At 53.9% G+C, this 15,767-nt stretch carries 14 protein-coding genes; 8 read left to right on the top strand and 6 right to left on the bottom strand.

What is annotated here, in order from left to right; genetic code table 11:
- Positions 1 to 138 precede the first annotated feature (138 nt).
- The 3 genes from xylA (at position 139) to queA (ending at position 4,277) form a co-directional block, all read left to right on the top strand.
- Positions 139 to 1,452, top strand: coding sequence for a xylose isomerase (gene xylA, locus MK110_18690; protein ID MCH2213332.1), 1,314 nt, complete (start codon positions 139 to 141; stop codon positions 1,450 to 1,452).
- A 116-nt stretch (positions 1,453 to 1,568) separates the two neighbouring features.
- Positions 1,569 to 3,155: an NAD(P)-binding protein gene (locus tag MK110_18685; protein ID MCH2213331.1), complete on the top strand. Its 1,587-nt coding sequence runs from the start codon at positions 1,569 to 1,571 to the stop codon at positions 3,153 to 3,155.
- Positions 3,156 to 3,215: 60 nt separating this feature from the next.
- Positions 3,216 to 4,277 (top strand): tRNA preQ1(34) S-adenosylmethionine ribosyltransferase-isomerase QueA, encoded by a 1,062-nt coding sequence (gene queA / locus MK110_18680; protein MCH2213330.1) that lies wholly within the window; start codon positions 3,216 to 3,218, stop codon positions 4,275 to 4,277.
- Positions 4,278 to 4,340: 63 nt separating this feature from the next.
- Here queA and MK110_18675 read toward each other — a convergent pair whose 3' ends face one another.
- Positions 4,341 to 4,832 (bottom strand): polyprenyl synthetase family protein, encoded by a 492-nt coding sequence (locus MK110_18675; GenBank protein MCH2213329.1) that lies wholly within the window; start codon positions 4,830 to 4,832, stop codon positions 4,341 to 4,343.
- A gap of 56 nt (positions 4,833 to 4,888) precedes the next feature.
- Complete coding sequence (moaC, locus tag MK110_18670) at positions 4,889 to 5,380, bottom strand: cyclic pyranopterin monophosphate synthase MoaC (protein MCH2213328.1); 492 nt, start codon at positions 5,378 to 5,380, stop codon at positions 4,889 to 4,891.
- Between the two features lie 132 nt (positions 5,381 to 5,512).
- Here moaC and MK110_18665 point away from each other — a divergent pair, with 132 nt between their 5' ends.
- A complete protein-coding gene (locus tag MK110_18665; protein MCH2213327.1) occupies positions 5,513 to 7,297 on the top strand; it encodes a hypothetical protein in 1,785 nt (594 codons plus the stop codon).
- 112 nt (positions 7,298 to 7,409) lie between these two features.
- Here the strand turns inward: MK110_18665 and typA are convergent, their stop codons facing one another.
- Positions 7,410 to 9,266, bottom strand: coding sequence for a translational GTPase TypA (gene typA, locus MK110_18660; GenBank protein MCH2213326.1), 1,857 nt, complete (start codon positions 9,264 to 9,266; stop codon positions 7,410 to 7,412).
- Between the two features lie 448 nt (positions 9,267 to 9,714).
- Here typA and gatC point away from each other — a divergent pair, with 448 nt between their 5' ends.
- Positions 9,715 to 10,008: an Asp-tRNA(Asn)/Glu-tRNA(Gln) amidotransferase subunit GatC gene (gene gatC / locus MK110_18655; GenBank protein ID MCH2213325.1), complete on the top strand. Its 294-nt coding sequence runs from the start codon at positions 9,715 to 9,717 to the stop codon at positions 10,006 to 10,008.
- 33 nt (positions 10,009 to 10,041) lie between these two features.
- Positions 10,042 to 11,520: an Asp-tRNA(Asn)/Glu-tRNA(Gln) amidotransferase subunit GatA gene (gatA, locus tag MK110_18650; protein MCH2213324.1), complete on the top strand. Its 1,479-nt coding sequence runs from the start codon at positions 10,042 to 10,044 to the stop codon at positions 11,518 to 11,520.
- Positions 11,521 to 11,626: 106 nt separating this feature from the next.
- Here the strand turns inward: gatA and MK110_18645 are convergent, their stop codons facing one another.
- The gene (locus MK110_18645; GenBank protein MCH2213323.1) at positions 11,627 to 12,337 is read right to left on the bottom strand and encodes an OmpA family protein; all 711 of its coding nucleotides are present in this window, start codon (positions 12,335 to 12,337) and stop codon (positions 11,627 to 11,629) included.
- 477 nt (positions 12,338 to 12,814) lie between these two features.
- Here MK110_18645 and MK110_18640 point away from each other — a divergent pair, with 477 nt between their 5' ends.
- Together MK110_18640 and MK110_18635 are read left to right on the top strand one after the other, a co-directional pair.
- Positions 12,815 to 13,576, top strand: coding sequence for a PIG-L family deacetylase (locus MK110_18640; GenBank protein MCH2213322.1), 762 nt, complete (start codon positions 12,815 to 12,817; stop codon positions 13,574 to 13,576).
- A 104-nt stretch (positions 13,577 to 13,680) separates the two neighbouring features.
- Positions 13,681 to 14,424, top strand: a complete 744-nt coding sequence (locus MK110_18635; protein ID MCH2213321.1) for a protein phosphatase 2C domain-containing protein — start codon at positions 13,681 to 13,683, stop codon at positions 14,422 to 14,424.
- A 304-nt stretch (positions 14,425 to 14,728) separates the two neighbouring features.
- Here the strand turns inward: MK110_18635 and MK110_18630 are convergent, their stop codons facing one another.
- Positions 14,729 to 14,869, bottom strand: coding sequence for a hypothetical protein (locus MK110_18630; protein ID MCH2213320.1), 141 nt, complete (start codon positions 14,867 to 14,869; stop codon positions 14,729 to 14,731).
- Positions 14,870 to 14,988: 119 nt separating this feature from the next.
- Entirely contained in the window at positions 14,989 to 15,759 is a 771-nt protein-coding gene (locus tag MK110_18625) for an SDR family oxidoreductase (protein ID MCH2213319.1), read from the bottom strand.
- Positions 15,760 to 15,767: the final 8 nt, after the last annotated feature.

Below are 15,767 nucleotides of genomic sequence, written 5' to 3'. Positions count from 1 at the left end.
ACGATGGACCGATCGAGATATCAGCGGCAGTTCCTGCCGCACTTTTGACACCGCCAGCAACAGCCTCGTTAACCAGTTCACGCGGTTCATGGAAATTACTGAAGTTACAGCACAAACAAGCTGAAAGCCCCCTGATCCATGACCAGTTACTTTCCCGAAGTCAGCAGAATCGAATACGAGGGCCCTGAGTCAAAGAACCCCCTCGCATTTCGTCACTACAACTCAGAAGAAATGATCGAAGGCCGGTCAATGAGTGACTGGCTGCGGTTTAGCGTCTGCTATTGGCATACCTTCCGCTCAACGGGCGTCGACCCGTTTGGAGCACCCACTTTGGTGCGTCCCTGGGAGGACGATACTGATTCTGTGGACAACGCTCTGCGCAGAGTCGACGTGGCATTCGAATTCATCACAAAACTCGGAGCCCCCTTCTACTGTTTTCATGATCGGGATGTGGCCCCGGAAGGATCATCACTCAGTGAAACGAATGCGAACCTGGACAAGGTGGTCGGCCGTCTGAAGGAAGCTCAACAGGAAACAGGCGTAAAATTACTGTGGGGGACTGCTAATCTGTTTTCGAATCCGCGATTTGCACATGGAGCCGCTACCAGTCCCAATGCAGATGTTTATGCCTATGCGGCAGCCCAGGTAAAAAAAGCGATCGAAGTCACCTATGAACTTGGAGGAGAGAATTATGTTTTCTGGGGCGGTCGTGAAGGCTACATGAATCTCTACAACACCGACATGAAACGTGAACTTGACCATCTTGCCCGATTTATGCATATGGCAAAGGATCACGCCAGATCGATTGGCTTCGAAGGTCAGTTCCTGTTTGAGCCAAAACCGAAGGAACCGACAAAGCACCAGTACGATTTCGACGCTGCAGCCTGTTTGAATTTCATTCGCCAGTACGAACTGCTCGAAGTCGTAAAGCTCAACATAGAAACAAATCATGCAACACTGGCCGGTCATACGATGATGCACGAACTGGAATACGCATCGATTCAGGGCGCTTTAGGGAGTATCGATGCCAACACCGGTGACCTGCTGCTGGGCTGGGATACCGACCAGTTTCCCACCGACATCTACCTGGCCACACAGGTCATGCTGGTCATTCTCAAACAGGGTGGCCTGGCTCCGGGCGGTACTAATTTCGATGCAAAGGTCCGGCGTGAAAGCACCGAACCAATCGACCTGTTTCATGCCCACATCGGGGGAATGGATACATTCGCCCGGGGATTGAAAATTGCATCCGCGATCCGAAAAGACAATGCGCTGTCGGACTTCGTCACAGAACGTTACAGCAGTTTTGACTGCGGTATCGGTCAGCGTGTGGAAAAGGGTGAGTCATCTTTCGGAGAACTTGAGGCATACATGCTGGAAAAGGGTGAAGCCGACGCCAGCGTCAGCGGACGACAGGAAATGCTCGAAAATATCATTAACCGCTATATCTGACGTACAGCGACGATTCCTGCGGAGATGTGTACTTCACGAACCCTTGTACTCCGCAATAAAGTTGCCGTCCGGCTGATAAATCGAGCTGCACTCCGAAAGGGTTCTGCGTTCACGCTATGCAATTTCGTGTCACCGGCATACGGGTCCCGGTTGAACAGTCTGAAACGGAACTTCCGACTGTGATTGCCGGGATACTACAGATTCCCGTGGAAGAAATGGGACAGTTGCGAATTCTCCGCAAAAGTCTCGATGCACGGCAACGCTCCGACCTGAAATTTGAGTACTCCGTCGTCGTAGAGCTTGACACAGAACCCCGGACGGCGTCAGGAGTCCGAATTGCCAGATGGGAAAGTCAAAAATTCTACGATCCGGATACGGGCACAAGGCCCATGGAACAAAGACCCGTAATCGTGGGCTCGGGCCCCGCCGGACTTCTGGCCGGCTACTACCTGGCTCTTCGAGGTTTCCGTCCGCTGATCATTGAACGAGGCCCGCCGGTTAAAAGTCGCGTGCGTGCAAATCGTAAATTTGATCAGGGTGCAGACCATGAAGCCGAAAACAACTACCTGTTTGGCGAAGGAGGCGCCGGATGCTTCAGCGACGGCAAACTGACCTGTCGCGTTACCGGATCTGATGTGGACTGGGTCCTCGAACGTTTCGTTAACTGCGGTGGCCGAGCGTCGCTGGTCTGGGAACACCGTCCTCATCTGGGCAGTAATAAACTTCCCATGATCTGTCGCAATTTCCGTCGACGCATCGAAGATCTCGGTGGCGAATATCGCTTTAACTGCCGCCTTGAAGGCCTCAATATCCGTGATGGCCAGTTAACGGGCCTGACAACTTCCTGCGGAACCATCGAAACATGTCACTGTATTCTTGGTATTGGACATAGTGCTCGGGACACGTATCAAATGCTTTATCGAGCTGGCCTGCCGATGATACCAAAAGCATTCCAGGCCGGACTGCGAATCGAACACCCGCAGGAGGCCGTCAACGAACACAAATACGGCAAGCCGGAATATCTGGATATCCTGGGCGCCGCTGACTATTCACTGACTGCCAGGGGCAGCCGTGACGTGTTCACGTTTTGCATGTGTGCCGGTGGAGTTATTATCCCAAGCGTATCCGAGCCCGAAATGTTCTGCTCAAACGGGATGAGCAACTCACGACACGATACGGCGTTCGCAAACAGTGGACTCATGGTCACTATCTCTCCGGATCTCTTCGGGAGCACACACCCGCTGGCAGGCGTCGAACTGCAGCGCAAATACGAACACGCGGCCTTTGTTGCCACCGGTGGCAAATACCTCGCACCACTCCAGCGAGTGGTTGATTTTCTGGACGATCGCACCCCGTCATCAGCGGGTCACGTTAGGTCCTCATATGTGCGAGGCACAAAGCCGTATCCACTGGCGTCATTCCTGCCTCCATCGATTCTAAGCGTTGTAAAACGGGGACTGCCGATTATGAATCAAAAGTGGCGGGGCCGGTACCTGGACGATGCTGTACTGACCGGACCCGAAATGCGAGGAAGTTCTCCGGTGCGTATGCTGCGAGATCGTCATACCGGACAGGCCCCGGGCTTCCGCGGACTCTACCCTGTGGGCGAAGGGGCAGGCTACGCCGGGGGAATCGTGACCGCCGCGGTCGATGGATTGCGGGCTGCCCGGTTAGTGGTCCAGGAATTTTCCGTACCAGGATAAAAATTGTTTAATCGCCCGGACTGTTGACTCTTTACCTCGAACTATTGCGCAAGCCACTGAATGACTGCCGATCTGAATCACATTTCCGCGTGGAAATACAGCCTGCCACAGGACCTGATTGCAGTGCGCCCCGCACAAAACCGGGATGACGCCCGATTGATGGTCATTGACCGTGCATCAGGTTCGATCGAGCACCACACTATCCGGGATCTGCCTGAACTCCTGCCTTCAGGTGACAGACTGATCTTCAACAATACAAAGGTGATTCCTGCCCGCCTGTTCGGATACCGCACGGCAACAAACGGACGCTGGGAAGGCTTGTACCTGAACGAATCACACGACGGACTGTGGAGAATTACCGGCCAAACACGCGGCAAACTTCAGCCAGGTGAAAATCTCACAATTCATCCGCCTGACCGGTCGACACCTGAATTATGTCTGACACTGGAAGAACAGCTGGAAGACGGCAGCTGGACAGTACGACCTGATTTGCAGCGTGATCCGCTGGAACTGCTCAGTCAGTTTGGGTCACTGCCGTTACCTCCATACATTGGCAGGTCTGTTGCGGATGAAAACGACCAGAACCGATATCAAACGGTTTTTGGTGATCGTCCTGGAGCAATTGCGGCACCCACAGCCGGTCTTCACTTCACCGAATCCCTGCTGGACTCAATCACAGACCGGGGAATTCACCGGTCGCAGGTTACTCTGCATGTCGGCATCGGCACATTTCGACCTGTCAGTACGGAACAACTGTCTGAACATAAAATGCATTCTGAGTGGTGCGAGGTTTCTGAACATACCGCAACAGACATTTCAGAAACAAAGGCGCGAGGCTCACGAATCATTGCCGTGGGAACTACCTGTGTGCGCACTCTGGAGTCGGCAGCAGCCTCGGGAACCCCGACGGCGTTCCGTGGATCAACAAATCTGTTTATCCGCACGGGATTCCGTTTTCAGGTCGTTGACCAGCTACTGACCAACTTCCATCTCCCCGGATCCACACTCATTGTCCTGGTTGGCGCCTTTGCCGGCCATGAACTGACGATGCAGGCCTATCACATGGCCGTCGAAAAACGCTATCGATTCTACAGCTACGGAGACGCAATGCTGATTCGTTAAGTTTATCCGGCGGGAACCAGCGCCGACAGAGATCAGAATCGCAGTGATTTGTGAGAAATCTGTCTAATTGATCCTGATGACCGCCAGTAGAGACGACTTGACACTCTCGTTCTTTCCGGCCAAACAATCTGCCTCATCTAACTCTCGCGCTGCACAGAAAAACGTACGATCGATTCCAGCAGACGAAGATCTTGCGAATCGGGCAGTCCAGTCAGTCGGCGTATGCAACAGGTAACAAGATGACGTGCGGCTTAATGATTTATCCAAAACATCATCGTGAACGAGAGTGGCGGTGTGAATCATTTCAACAGCGGCACCAAGTGTGAGCGCCGAGTCTTCGATATGCCCGTTGATCGACTTTCGACACAGCAGCAGCAGGATCGGACGAATCTGCTTACCTCGAAAGCGGCCTGCATGCTGCAGAACGTCTGCAAGATACGGATGAGGATTTTGAAACTGCTTCTCAAGAATCTGATTGACGCGAGTCAGATCATCACCAATCGCTGACTGAACTCGTTTAACCAGTTCGTCCGCTGAATCAGCTCTGCCAGGCACCTGCGTCTCTTCCGGTTCGGTCCCCTGAATCGTTGATTATTCAACAGCTCCACTCTTCATGAGTCACCTTCAGGAGGCTGTCGCAGGTAATGTCCGCTACGACCACCCTCTTTCTCCAGTAATCGAATATCCCGAATCTCCATGGCCCGATCAACAGCCTTACACATGTCATAGACAGTCAGAGCAGCAATACTCACTGCGGTCAGCGCTTCCATTTCAACACCTGTCGGACCTGAAGCCCGGACCTCCACTTCGATCCTTAAACGTTCTTGATCCGGACAGGAAAATTCCACTTGGGCGGAATCCAGGCCCAGAGAGTGGCACAGGGGAATCAGCTCATCCGTACGTTTGGTCGCCATAATGGCAGCCAATCGGGCCACTTCCAGAACGTCGCCTTTCGAACTCTCCTTCTGCCGAACGATCCGCAGAGTCTCCGGACGCATTAAAACAAAACCTTCGGCCTTTGCCCGACGACTGGTAACGGCCTTACCACTCACGTCGACCATGCGACTGGCCCCCTTTTCATCGAAATGACTTAATTCATTCATGGTTGATTGCCCGTCAGGAGAGGTGCAAAGCCCCCGGAACGGCGGCTTTGTCTCGTCTGCATCGTTTCGCTATTCTGACCTGACTGACTCAACTCACATATCTCCCGATCGCATCAACAGGTAAATCAGTCTATGAAGACGCAAACGAACCCATTGACGGGTCTCAAATTTCGTGGAGGAGCTGACTCAACACTCAAAAAAGCAGCACGCTGCGGACAAACGGCCGAATTTCAAAAGGCGATGACCAAACATCATCGTACCGCACGAAAACGTCTCGAAACATCAATAGCCTCGGGAGAGTCGTCAATTCTCTGGTCTGCCGAAGAAATCGGGATCTCACCAACAGATCGTAAATTGACGTCGTTGCTTCGAGGCACCAAAACGGAGCAACTGACCGCACGATCCTCAGCAACAGCAGCTCTTTCAGCAGGTGAATTTCGTCCACTGCTAATTCTTATCGGTGTCGACACGCTTATTCGCCACGGACGTAAATTGAGTAAATCCGAATATGCGGCATTGTACACCGCTTTAAGTCATGTCGACAAAATCGTCCCCGATTCAGGCACAGGAGACGAACATCAGCAGTCAATTCAGCAGCTGATTTGTGATGGCGAACTTCCTCTGTTACTCAGTCTGGTCCTTGGTGACCTTCAGGGACAGACAGCTCAATTCAGGGCGGCAGCCAAGGTCCTGAGGCAGGGGCTCGACGCGGGGACGGATTCTGACGGCATGCTGCATGCCGGGCTCATCTCGTCGGCGGACGCCTGGCTGGCGCCTCTGGTGCGGTCTGCGCACTGGGGATCCGCCTTTCGGTGTTCATGGATGAAGCCTAAAGATACATACAGGTTCGCAGATACCGTCAGGGCATGTACCGTCCTGCTCGTACAGACAGGACTGGTAAACAGACCACCGCGGCAGCTGAGCAGCGTTGACCGTTCAGTGGCAGATATCTTGCAACACGGGATTCAGGCAGTTGGAATGCGTGAATCGTCACCGTTCGCATCATTTGTACGTGCCCATATCCAGGGTAAACGTCGCACTGGTTCCGCAAAAACACGAAAACGGCAACTGGCAACGAGCAATCAGTCTGACTGGGCGGAAATGGCCGTTATGCGCTCGGGGCTGAAGGTCGATTCTGATGTTTGCGTCGTAAATTGGGATCGCCCGGAACTTTCAATTCACCTCGCTGTGCTGAATACACCTTTGCTGTCAGGTATCTGGTCGAGCGAACTGACGGTGAATGGTAAAGTCACCGGACCGATTGAGGGCTGGAAATGCAGTTGCTGGTTCTCTGACGAAGAAGCAGCTTTCATCGAACTGGAAGCAGACCCGTCTGATTCGGTGCACGTAGTTCGGCACGTGATGCTGGCACTGCAGGACCGAATGGGTGTCATCTGCGAAAGTGTGACCACGGATTCCGCAGAGCAAACAGTCCGCCTAAAGAATCAGCTGCACCTGGCTTCCAGTCCGCTTGCCGTGACAAATTCAATCACCCGGGAGATCGCACTGCATGCCGACTGTGTCTCAACCCGGGTGATCCCGGCCTGGCTGGAAGACGACCGAATCCGGCACGCGTCTGGTCACTTCGAAGCGGCAGATGGATTGCTGACGTCTGAAGCTGAGGATCTCGGTGGCACCTCCATGCCACTGATTCTGGACTGGCATCCGGAACGCCAGGCGTACGACGCTGACTGGAACCGGCTGACGGTGACCGAAGCCCGGACCGTTCTGCACGGACGAAATGCTGCGGGATTTCGGGTAAGGATCGGTAAGCACCAGTTGTTGATTTACCGAAGTCTGCGTGCCGGACAAGGACCACGAGCTGTGATGGGGCTGCACACAATGAACGAAACCGTTTATGGACGTGTCCGAAAGTCAGGTGAAGTCGCCCCGCTGGTACTCGTGGAAAGAGAATAGAGCAAGCAGACTGAGAATCGACTGCCGATATTTGTATCCGTCTGCAGCAACTCACCAGACCGCAAACGAATCTTTCCGGTTTCGTGTCATGACCACGGCCAGCACAAGATCGCTATGCTCTCCGATGCCGTTTGCGTGCATTTTCGGTTAAGCGAATTTTGCGGAGTCGAATCACCTGCGGTGTGACTTCCACATATTCATCCCATTCGATGTATTCCAGCGCAGCTTCGAGAGACAACACCCGTGGAGGCTTGAGGACAATCGCATCGTCCGCTCCCGATGACCGCACGTTGGTCAGTTTTTTTTCACGTACAGGATTGACAACCATGTCATTGTCCCGACTGTTTTCCCCAACAATCATCCCCTCATAAACGTCGTCGCCAGGATTGACAAACATCTCCGCGCGTTCCTGAAGTTTCCAAAGCGCATAACCGACAGCTGTACCCGACAACTGCGAAACCAGCACTCCGTTTTGTCGACCCGGAATTTCACCGTCGACCGGCCGATAGTCATGAAACCGGTGATGGATGACTGCTTCACCACGTGTCGCATTCAACAGACGCGTTCTAAGACCAATCAGGCCCCGCGCCGGAATCAGAAACTCCAGATGAGTCAACCCGGTTCCGGTGGCGCTCATTTCGACCGCCTGCCCGCGACGTCCGCCAACCAGTTCCATGACGGGTCCCACGTCGCCGGTCGGCACATCAATGACCAGCGACTCCCACGGCTCACACTTTTTGCCGTCGATTTCCCGAACAATTACCTCCGGTTTACCAACGGACAGTTCATAGCCTTCGCGTCGCATTGTCTCAATGAGTACGGACAGATGCAGAACACCTCGTCCGGAAACACGAAACGAATCCTTGTCGCCGGTTTCTTCTATTCTGAGCGCAACATTGGACCGCAGTTCACGCTGAAGCCGTTCCCGCAGATTACGGCTGGTCACATACTTACCGTGCTGACCCGCCAGAGGCGAACTGTTGATGGTGAACGTCATCGCCAGAGTTGGCTTGTCAACCTCTATACGACTGAGAGCAACCGGATTGTCAGGATGAGCAACCGTATCGCCAATGTCCGGGTCCGGCAGTCCGATCAGGGCCACGATGTCCCCGGCTGAAGCACAGTCGGCATCTGCGCGACCAAGATTGTTGAATAGCTGTACCTGGTCAAGTTTGGACGTTTCAGAGGAACCATCAGCCCGAATGAGTGCGATCTGCTGACCGGTGCGGACTGTACCGGCAACAATACGTCCGGTGGCGATTCTGCCAACGTATTCCGACCAGTCCAGCGACGTTACCATCAGCTGAAAGTCATCATCAGGCCGCACAATCGGCCCCGGAATCTTCTCCAGAACCATATCCAGTAATGGACGAATGTCGCCATCGCGTTTTGCAGGATCGAGTACGGCGTAACCATCCCGCGCGCTGGTAAAGATATAGGGAAAATCAAGGGTTTCGTCATCCGCACCCAATTCAACCAGCAGATCAAAGGTTTCTGAAAGTACTTCTTCAGGACGGCAGTCGGGACGGTCTATTTTGTTGATGACCACCATTAGCTGCAGGCCACGCTCCAGAGCCTTCCCCAGTACATAGCGGGTTTGAGGACGCGGGCCCTCAAAGGCATCGACAAGCAGCAGTGCCCCGTCTGCCATCTGAAGCACACGCTCAACCTCACCGCCAAAGTCAGCATGTCCCGGTGTATCGATAATATTGACCCGTACACCTTCGTACATCATTGCAATATTCTTGGACAGAATAGTGATGCCGCGTTCGCGCTCGAGTTCATTCGAATCCAGAATACATTCCTGCTGCTTTTGGTTATCGCGAAACATGCCACTTTGATGGATCAGACAGTCGACGAGTGAAGTCTTACCGTGGTCCACGTGTGCAATGATTGCGATATTTCGAATGTCATCCCGACGAGTTGTCGATGAATGTGCAGGCACGGATGACTCTGAAGAAACGGACATGTCGATGAATGTCGTTGAGGTGCAGGGGGGGGTTAGCTCCGAGAGTGTCCCGGGCAGCGACTCAGGTCGGTCGTAGAGGTGCGGAATCCTACCAGAGATACCGGGGCAGGGTGCAGAAGGGTTTTCGATTTCGCTGCGGATTCCCAACCATTGCACAGACAATGTCTTTGAACCGGCATGTGGTGAGGTTTGAAATGCGCACCGGTCCGGACCGCAGTTGCTTGAAATCAAAGACGGAGACGACAAGACTTGTGGCATAAACGCAACCCTTCATTACAAAGAGGTCCATGAGTTGACAGGGGTGTCGCCTGCCGGATCACTGGTCTGCGGAACGGTGTTTTGTTTCTGTAATCCGGTTTAACCCTCAATCTGCCTGCCCAGGCCGGCTGGAAACAGTCAACACGGTCTGGCAGACCGCAACCTCCAGCTTCTCACAGAAAACAGATCAATGGAACGCGACGAAGTCCTTAAAGTTGCCTCACTGGCCAGACTTTCGCTAACTGATCAGGAAATCAGCCGGTTCGGCAGGCAGCTGACTGAGATTCTGAGTTACGTGGAAACGCTGGAAGAACTGGATCTGGAGAAAACAGACCCGATGCCCCACGCTGTGGATGCCAGCAACGTCTTTCGGGAGGATATTCAGAGCGATTCGCTGTCAAGCAAAGCAGCCCTGGCAAACGCCCCACACACAGATGGTCGGTTCTTTATCGTCCCGCAGATCCTTGACCAGAAAGACGCCTGAACCAGCCGTTCAGACGTGACGGACATTAACCCCATGGTCAAAAATCCTGTTTTGTGCGTTTCGACAACCGAGCTACTGAACAGCCTTGAAAGCGGCAATCTGACGTCTCGTCGTCTGGTGGAATCGTGTCTGGAGCAGATCCGGCTGCAAAATCCGGAATTGAATGCCTTTGTCAGTGTCGATGAGCAACACGCTCTCGACCGCGCTGATCAAATTGACAGACGGCGCGCTACCGGCGCGCAACTGGGACTGCTGGGGGGGTTGCCACTGGGTATCAAAGACAACATGTGCCGTCAGGGGAAGCCCACAACCTGCGGCAGCCGAATGCTAAAAAACTATCAACCTCCCTATAATGCCCATGTGGTCGAACGAATTGAAGCTGAAGACGGCATCATTGTCGGTACGACCAACATGGATGAATTTGCCATGGGCTCATCGACAGAAACGTCGATCTATGGTCCGTCGCGAAATCCGTCAAATCCCGATCACAGCGCCGGAGGCTCCAGTGGTGGTTCCGCGGTGGCTGTGGCATCGGGAATGGTTCCGCTTTCACTCGGATCAGACACAGGTGGTTCCATCCGCCAGCCCGCAGCATTCTGCGGCTGTATCGGGCTAAAACCAACATACGGCCGAGTCTCCCGTTTCGGCCTGGTGGCTTTTGCCAGTTCACTGGATCAGATCGGACCTTTCGCCCGTGACGCCGCCGGGGCGTCCCTGCTGCTGCAGGTAATCGCCGGACATGACACCCGGGATTCGACATCACTAAAGCGTGAAACCCCTGCGTATTCGGAACAATTTGAGAAAGCAATCCACGGTATGCGGATCGGGATTGTCGACGAACATTTTGGACAGGGGCTGAATTCCGACGTCGCAACATCCGTAACATCAACGATTGAAGCGTTGAAGGAAATGGGCGCCACCGTTCGAAAAGTCACATTACCACACGCCAGGTACAGTATTGCCACTTATTATCTTATCGCACCAAGTGAAGCATCCAGTAACCTGGCGCGCTACGACGGAATTCACTACGGGCATCGACCCGACCAGTTCGACGATCTGACTGACCTCTATTGTCGCAGCAGAGGCGAAGGGTTTGGTCCGGAAGTCAAACGCAGAATTATGCTCGGCACGTACGCATTGTCCGCCGGGTACTACGACGCATACTATCTCAGGGCACTCAGAGTCCGCCGCTGCATTCGTGAAGACTTTGATCGGGCATTTGAAGAGGTTGACGTCATTGCCGGGCCAGTCAGTCCAACGCCGGCATTTCCGATTGGAGATAAAGCGGACAATCCGCTGGCCATGTACCTGAACGATATCTATACCATCAGTGCTAACCTGGCAGGTATTCCGGGAATCTCGGTCCCGACAGGTGTTTCTGACTCAGGCCTGCCGCTGGCGATTCAGTTTCAGGCCCCGTTGTTTAACGAATTGCGGCTACTGCAACTCGCCGCGGCCGTGGAGTCTGTTTCCGAAACTGACAACCCAGGCCCGGCACCCCTGAAAAACTAGCAGCAGGACACAAGTATCGTTGGTGACAGTTCTGTCGCTATACGAGTGCCGAAACCGGAACATCCCGCCCGGTTCAGTGTATTATGACAGCTCAGCAACCATCGCTCTAATGAAGTGCTCTGACGGGATCCCACTGAGCAACCTGGCCTCCCGAAGGTACCAGATACAGTTCGACCCGTCGATTCCGCTGTCTTGCAGGATCATCAGTCGATGCTTCCAGTGGCTGGAACTTACTGTACCCCATCGCAGCCATACGTTGTTCATCGACTCCCAGACCAATCAGCTGCACGATGACGGCATCTGCCCGGTTTGTTGACAAATGCCAGTTGGTGGCATGCCTGGCGGCAGTCGCCCCCCGTGCGATGCGCAAGTCATCAGTATGTCCCACAATCAGAATTCGATTACCTTCGGCGTTAGAACTGTTCACGGCGGCCACAAACTCATTCAGCACAGGCGTCATTTCCGGACGCAGAATTGCTTTACCAAGGTCAAACTGAATATCGCTGTGAAACTTGTAGAGTCCGGTGACCGGGTCAAACTCAAATCCAGTAATCTCACTGGTAAATTCTGTGAGAATCGGTTCGTCAATCGGCAACTGCATAGAATTCGAGTATCGATCAATGAGTTCGGATCTTTCCGTCAGCAGATTCTCCACACGATCATTGGCAGTGCTGATTTGGCCCTGAGCCTCAGCCAGTCTTTGACTCAATGTCTGTTGTTCCATGTGCAGTCCGGCAATCGTTTGGCGGGCATCTGCATGAGCAGCCTGCAATTCCTGCGTTTGTGCAAACAGTTCATGGGATTTGAGTTGACACATTGCCAGCTCCTCAGCAGGTACATACAGCTGCGGAAGGGCACATCCGGAAGTGCACAACAGAACCGGAACGGTAACGGCAGTCAGGAATCGACAGAGCATGGAGGGGGACTCAGATACCTGGGATCAGTCGAATTCAGTTCGAATCGTGATCGTGAACGGAACACAAATCAAACCGGGAAGGACACGGCTTATAAATCCCGCGGACGTACGCACAAACACTCATTTGAATCAAACAGGCGGTCGCGAGTCCGATTCCATGAAGTACAACCCGGCCACACGGCCAACAACCGCAGAAGCTGCCGAATCTGCAGTCACAAGCGGCGGTTTCCGACATTCGGGATGGCGAGGTTTCAGCGGATTTCGCCGAACCCGGCGTGATGAAACAAAACACGTATTTTGCCTCCGTTTGCATCCTTCTGGTCGCTCCGCGATGATAATCCTTCCCACTCACGACCCGGATGCTGCAGGGAAAACACGATGACGGCAGACGCCACACACGATTTGCCTGCCCCGCTGGATGTGATCGCCGTTGGTGCTCATCCCGACGACGTGGAGATTGCCTGTGGAGGTACACTGGCCCGAATGGTCAGGCAGGGACTGCGTGTGGGAATCGTGGACCTCACGGACGGCGAACCAACTCCACTTAGTCCGGGCCCCGAAGTCCGGCTTCAGGAAGCCGCCACCGCCGCAAAGGTACTGGGCGTCCAGATGCGGGAAATTCTGCCGCTCCCTAATCGGCGACTGTTTGATTCATTCGAAAGTCGCGTGGAACTGGCAAAGGTGTTTCGTCGATTCCGCCCCCGACTTGTTTTGGGGATTGCAGACAGGACTCCGATGGCGTCTCCGGATCACTGGCAGGCCATGCAGATAACGGATGCCGCCGTATTCTATTCACGACTGACCAAATGGGATGAAACCTTTGAACACCTGCCGGTTCATCGAATTCAGCGGCAGGTTTGGTACCCTTTGGGATTACAGAATTTCAGCCTTCCGGATGGTGGTGGCCGTTTTGTGTCAGACATTTCGGACACACTGGAAATCAAACTTGAAGCAATCCGTTGTTACAAAACTCAGTTTCCGCCCGAGAAAGAGCGGGTGTTTCGACTTGTGGAAAGCCAAAACCGCTTGTTTGGTACGTCTGCCGGATTCGATGCCGGTGAGATGCTGATTTGTTCAACAACTCTTGGGCTGACCGACGTATTTGGTACGCTTTGCGGACAACAACCTGGCAACCCATAGGTAACGTGTGCAACTGCTCGCACCACATAAGAATAAGAAGCAGATCAGTACTGTTTGGTTTCGACAGATCACTTCTCGACTCAGGTCGCTTTACAGGCACTCGCATGGTTTCTATTCGGTCCGGACATGTCAGTATCACCGGCAACTACCGTGAGAATAATGAAGACAACCTCATTGTGAACGAGCTGTCGAGATACTTCATTGTTGCTGACGGCATGGGTGGACAGAACGCAGGTGAAAAGGCCAGTCAGCTGGCAATCGAACTGATTCCCCGGGAGCTGGAGAACAGGCTGAACTTTGAGAAGCCTGGGAAATCGAGTGGGGTCATAGAGTCAATCGACGCAGCCGTCGACTTCGCCAACTCAGAAATTATGGCGCTTAGTGAACTCGACCCGTCCGTACGCAACATGGGAACCACAGTGGTGTTTGTGATTTGTGCAGGCGGTCAGTTTTACGTTGGCGGCGTGGGAGACAGTCGTGTCTACCGACTGCACGGAGGCAAACTGAGTCAGGAAACGACTGATCATTCACTGACTCAGGCACTGCTTGACGCGGGCACGATTACTCCGGAAGAGGCTGCAACTCATCGTTACAGGAATGTTCTGTATCGATACCTTGGCACGAAAGACGGCGCCGCGGGAACAGATGCACGGCAGATTACACCGAAGTCCGGTGACCGTTTTCTGTTGTGCAGTGACGGCGTAAACGACGGAATCAAAGACGCTGCCATTCAACCCCTGCTCAACTCATCCGACGATCCACAGGAAGTCGCCGCCGCAATCGTGGACGCAGCGCTTGACGGAGGGTCCAGAGACAACATCAGTTGCGTGGTTTTGATCATCGACTGAGTTTCCCCCTGTGACGTTGATGATCGGGAAACGGAGCCGGCCCATCCACGTTTGCGACCTCTGCTTTTGCCGGTACTGAAGCGAAATCAGGTACGTTTCGAGTGAGATACCCCATAAGCTGCCGGAACCGGTGGGGGGGGAGAGGAAAAATCCGGTGAGGTTCTGTTCTCTGAAGCTCCCTGATCACGATGAGGAGACGAAACTTCCGTGGTCCTGCGACCTGGTTGAGACGTACCTGTGGTGCTGCACCCGGCAAATGTTGCAACAACGAAAACAACCAATACCAATCGATTTAGAGATCGCATCATGAAATCCCTTCTGCGACTCGAAGCCCCCCTGTTTCACTGCCAAACAGCGTTCGGCGAAACGTGATCAGGCCGTCCTGTGGTTTCTGCTTCGGCAAAACAACCGGGATGTCAACCTGAGATTCGGCACAAACAGCCATTCGAACACCAATCCGCGTTCATTCTACCCGCAATGCCAGAAGCTCTCCTCACTAAAAGTTTACCGATTAAGAAAACTGTAGTGACGTTATCCACTGACACAATCGAGCCCGGTCAGCGTTTACCAGCTGTCCGGAGGATCAGGCTGCTGCCAGATGCTCATCCCGCCGTCCACAAACAGCATTTGTCCATGGACATGACAGGCCGCGTCACTCAGAAGAAAAACAACGGCACCCGCACATGAGTCCGGTCCAGGAACAATTCCGTTGGGCGTATGTAATTCCATCCACCGACGATTTGCATTCTGATCCAGTACCGGGGCCGTCAGAGGCGTGTGGATCAGACCTGGTGCAACTCCGTTGACTCGTATGCCATGAGGAGCCAGCGAAACACTCATCGATCGCACCATTGCCTCGATCGCACCCTTCGAGGTGTCATAGGCCACATGGACCGGCTCGGAAAGCCGTCCGTTGATTGAACCGGTGAGGACAACTCGTCCGGCAATGTTGTGCCTGACCCAGTGGCGGGCAAACTCCTGGACCAGGACAAACTGACTTGCCACGTTGAGACGCATGGTTGCCTCAAACGCATCAAATGACATGTCCAGAAACGGACGGTCGATGTAAGTCCCCGCATTGCAGACGAGCAGATTCGTGCGAGGCTCCCGGGTTAAAGCGGCTGCCGCAAGACTGCGGGCGGAATCCGGCAGACGGGTACTCAGGTCGCTGAGAAGGATGTCGCGTGAAACGTCCGGTTCCCCTTCCGAATCTTCCGGCAGACCATGACGTACGACAGCAGCGCCTGCTGTTTCCATCGCCTCCGCCATCGACGCTCCGATTCCCCGAGTGCTACCCGTCACCAGGCCGAAGCAGTCCTTCAGGCAGTCCGACACAGCAGGTC

It is taken from the genome of Fuerstiella sp., assembly GCA_022447225.1.
Classification (GTDB): Bacteria; Planctomycetota; Planctomycetia; order Planctomycetales; family Planctomycetaceae; genus S139-18.
This window is presented reverse-complemented; position numbering and strand designations above follow the sequence as displayed.

Excerpts from the sequence above, each read along its gene's own strand:
- xylA (MCH2213332.1), top strand. The coding sequence starts at position 139 with ATGACCAGTTACTTTCCCGAAGTCAGCAGAATCGAATACGAGGGCCCT.
- MK110_18685 (MCH2213331.1), top strand. The coding sequence starts at position 1,569 with ATGCAATTTCGTGTCACCGGCATACGGGTCCCGGTTGAACAGTCTGAA.
- queA (MCH2213330.1), top strand. The coding sequence starts at position 3,216 with ATGACTGCCGATCTGAATCACATTTCCGCGTGGAAATACAGCCTGCCA.
- moaC (MCH2213328.1), bottom strand. The coding sequence starts at position 5,380 with ATGAATGAATTAAGTCATTTCGATGAAAAGGGGGCCAGTCGCATGGTC.
- MK110_18665 (MCH2213327.1), top strand. The coding sequence starts at position 5,513 with ATGAAGACGCAAACGAACCCATTGACGGGTCTCAAATTTCGTGGAGGA.
- typA (MCH2213326.1), bottom strand. The coding sequence starts at position 9,266 with ATGTCCGTTTCTTCAGAGTCATCCGTGCCTGCACATTCATCGACAACT.
- gatC (MCH2213325.1), top strand. The coding sequence starts at position 9,715 with ATGGAACGCGACGAAGTCCTTAAAGTTGCCTCACTGGCCAGACTTTCG.
- gatA (MCH2213324.1), top strand. The coding sequence starts at position 10,042 with ATGGTCAAAAATCCTGTTTTGTGCGTTTCGACAACCGAGCTACTGAAC.
- MK110_18645 (MCH2213323.1), bottom strand. The coding sequence starts at position 12,337 with ATGTGTCAACTCAAATCCCATGAACTGTTTGCACAAACGCAGGAATTG.
- MK110_18640 (MCH2213322.1), top strand. The coding sequence starts at position 12,815 with ATGACGGCAGACGCCACACACGATTTGCCTGCCCCGCTGGATGTGATC.
- MK110_18635 (MCH2213321.1), top strand. The coding sequence starts at position 13,681 with ATGGTTTCTATTCGGTCCGGACATGTCAGTATCACCGGCAACTACCGT.
- MK110_18630 (MCH2213320.1), bottom strand. The coding sequence starts at position 14,869 with ATGGCTGTTTGTGCCGAATCTCAGGTTGACATCCCGGTTGTTTTGCCG.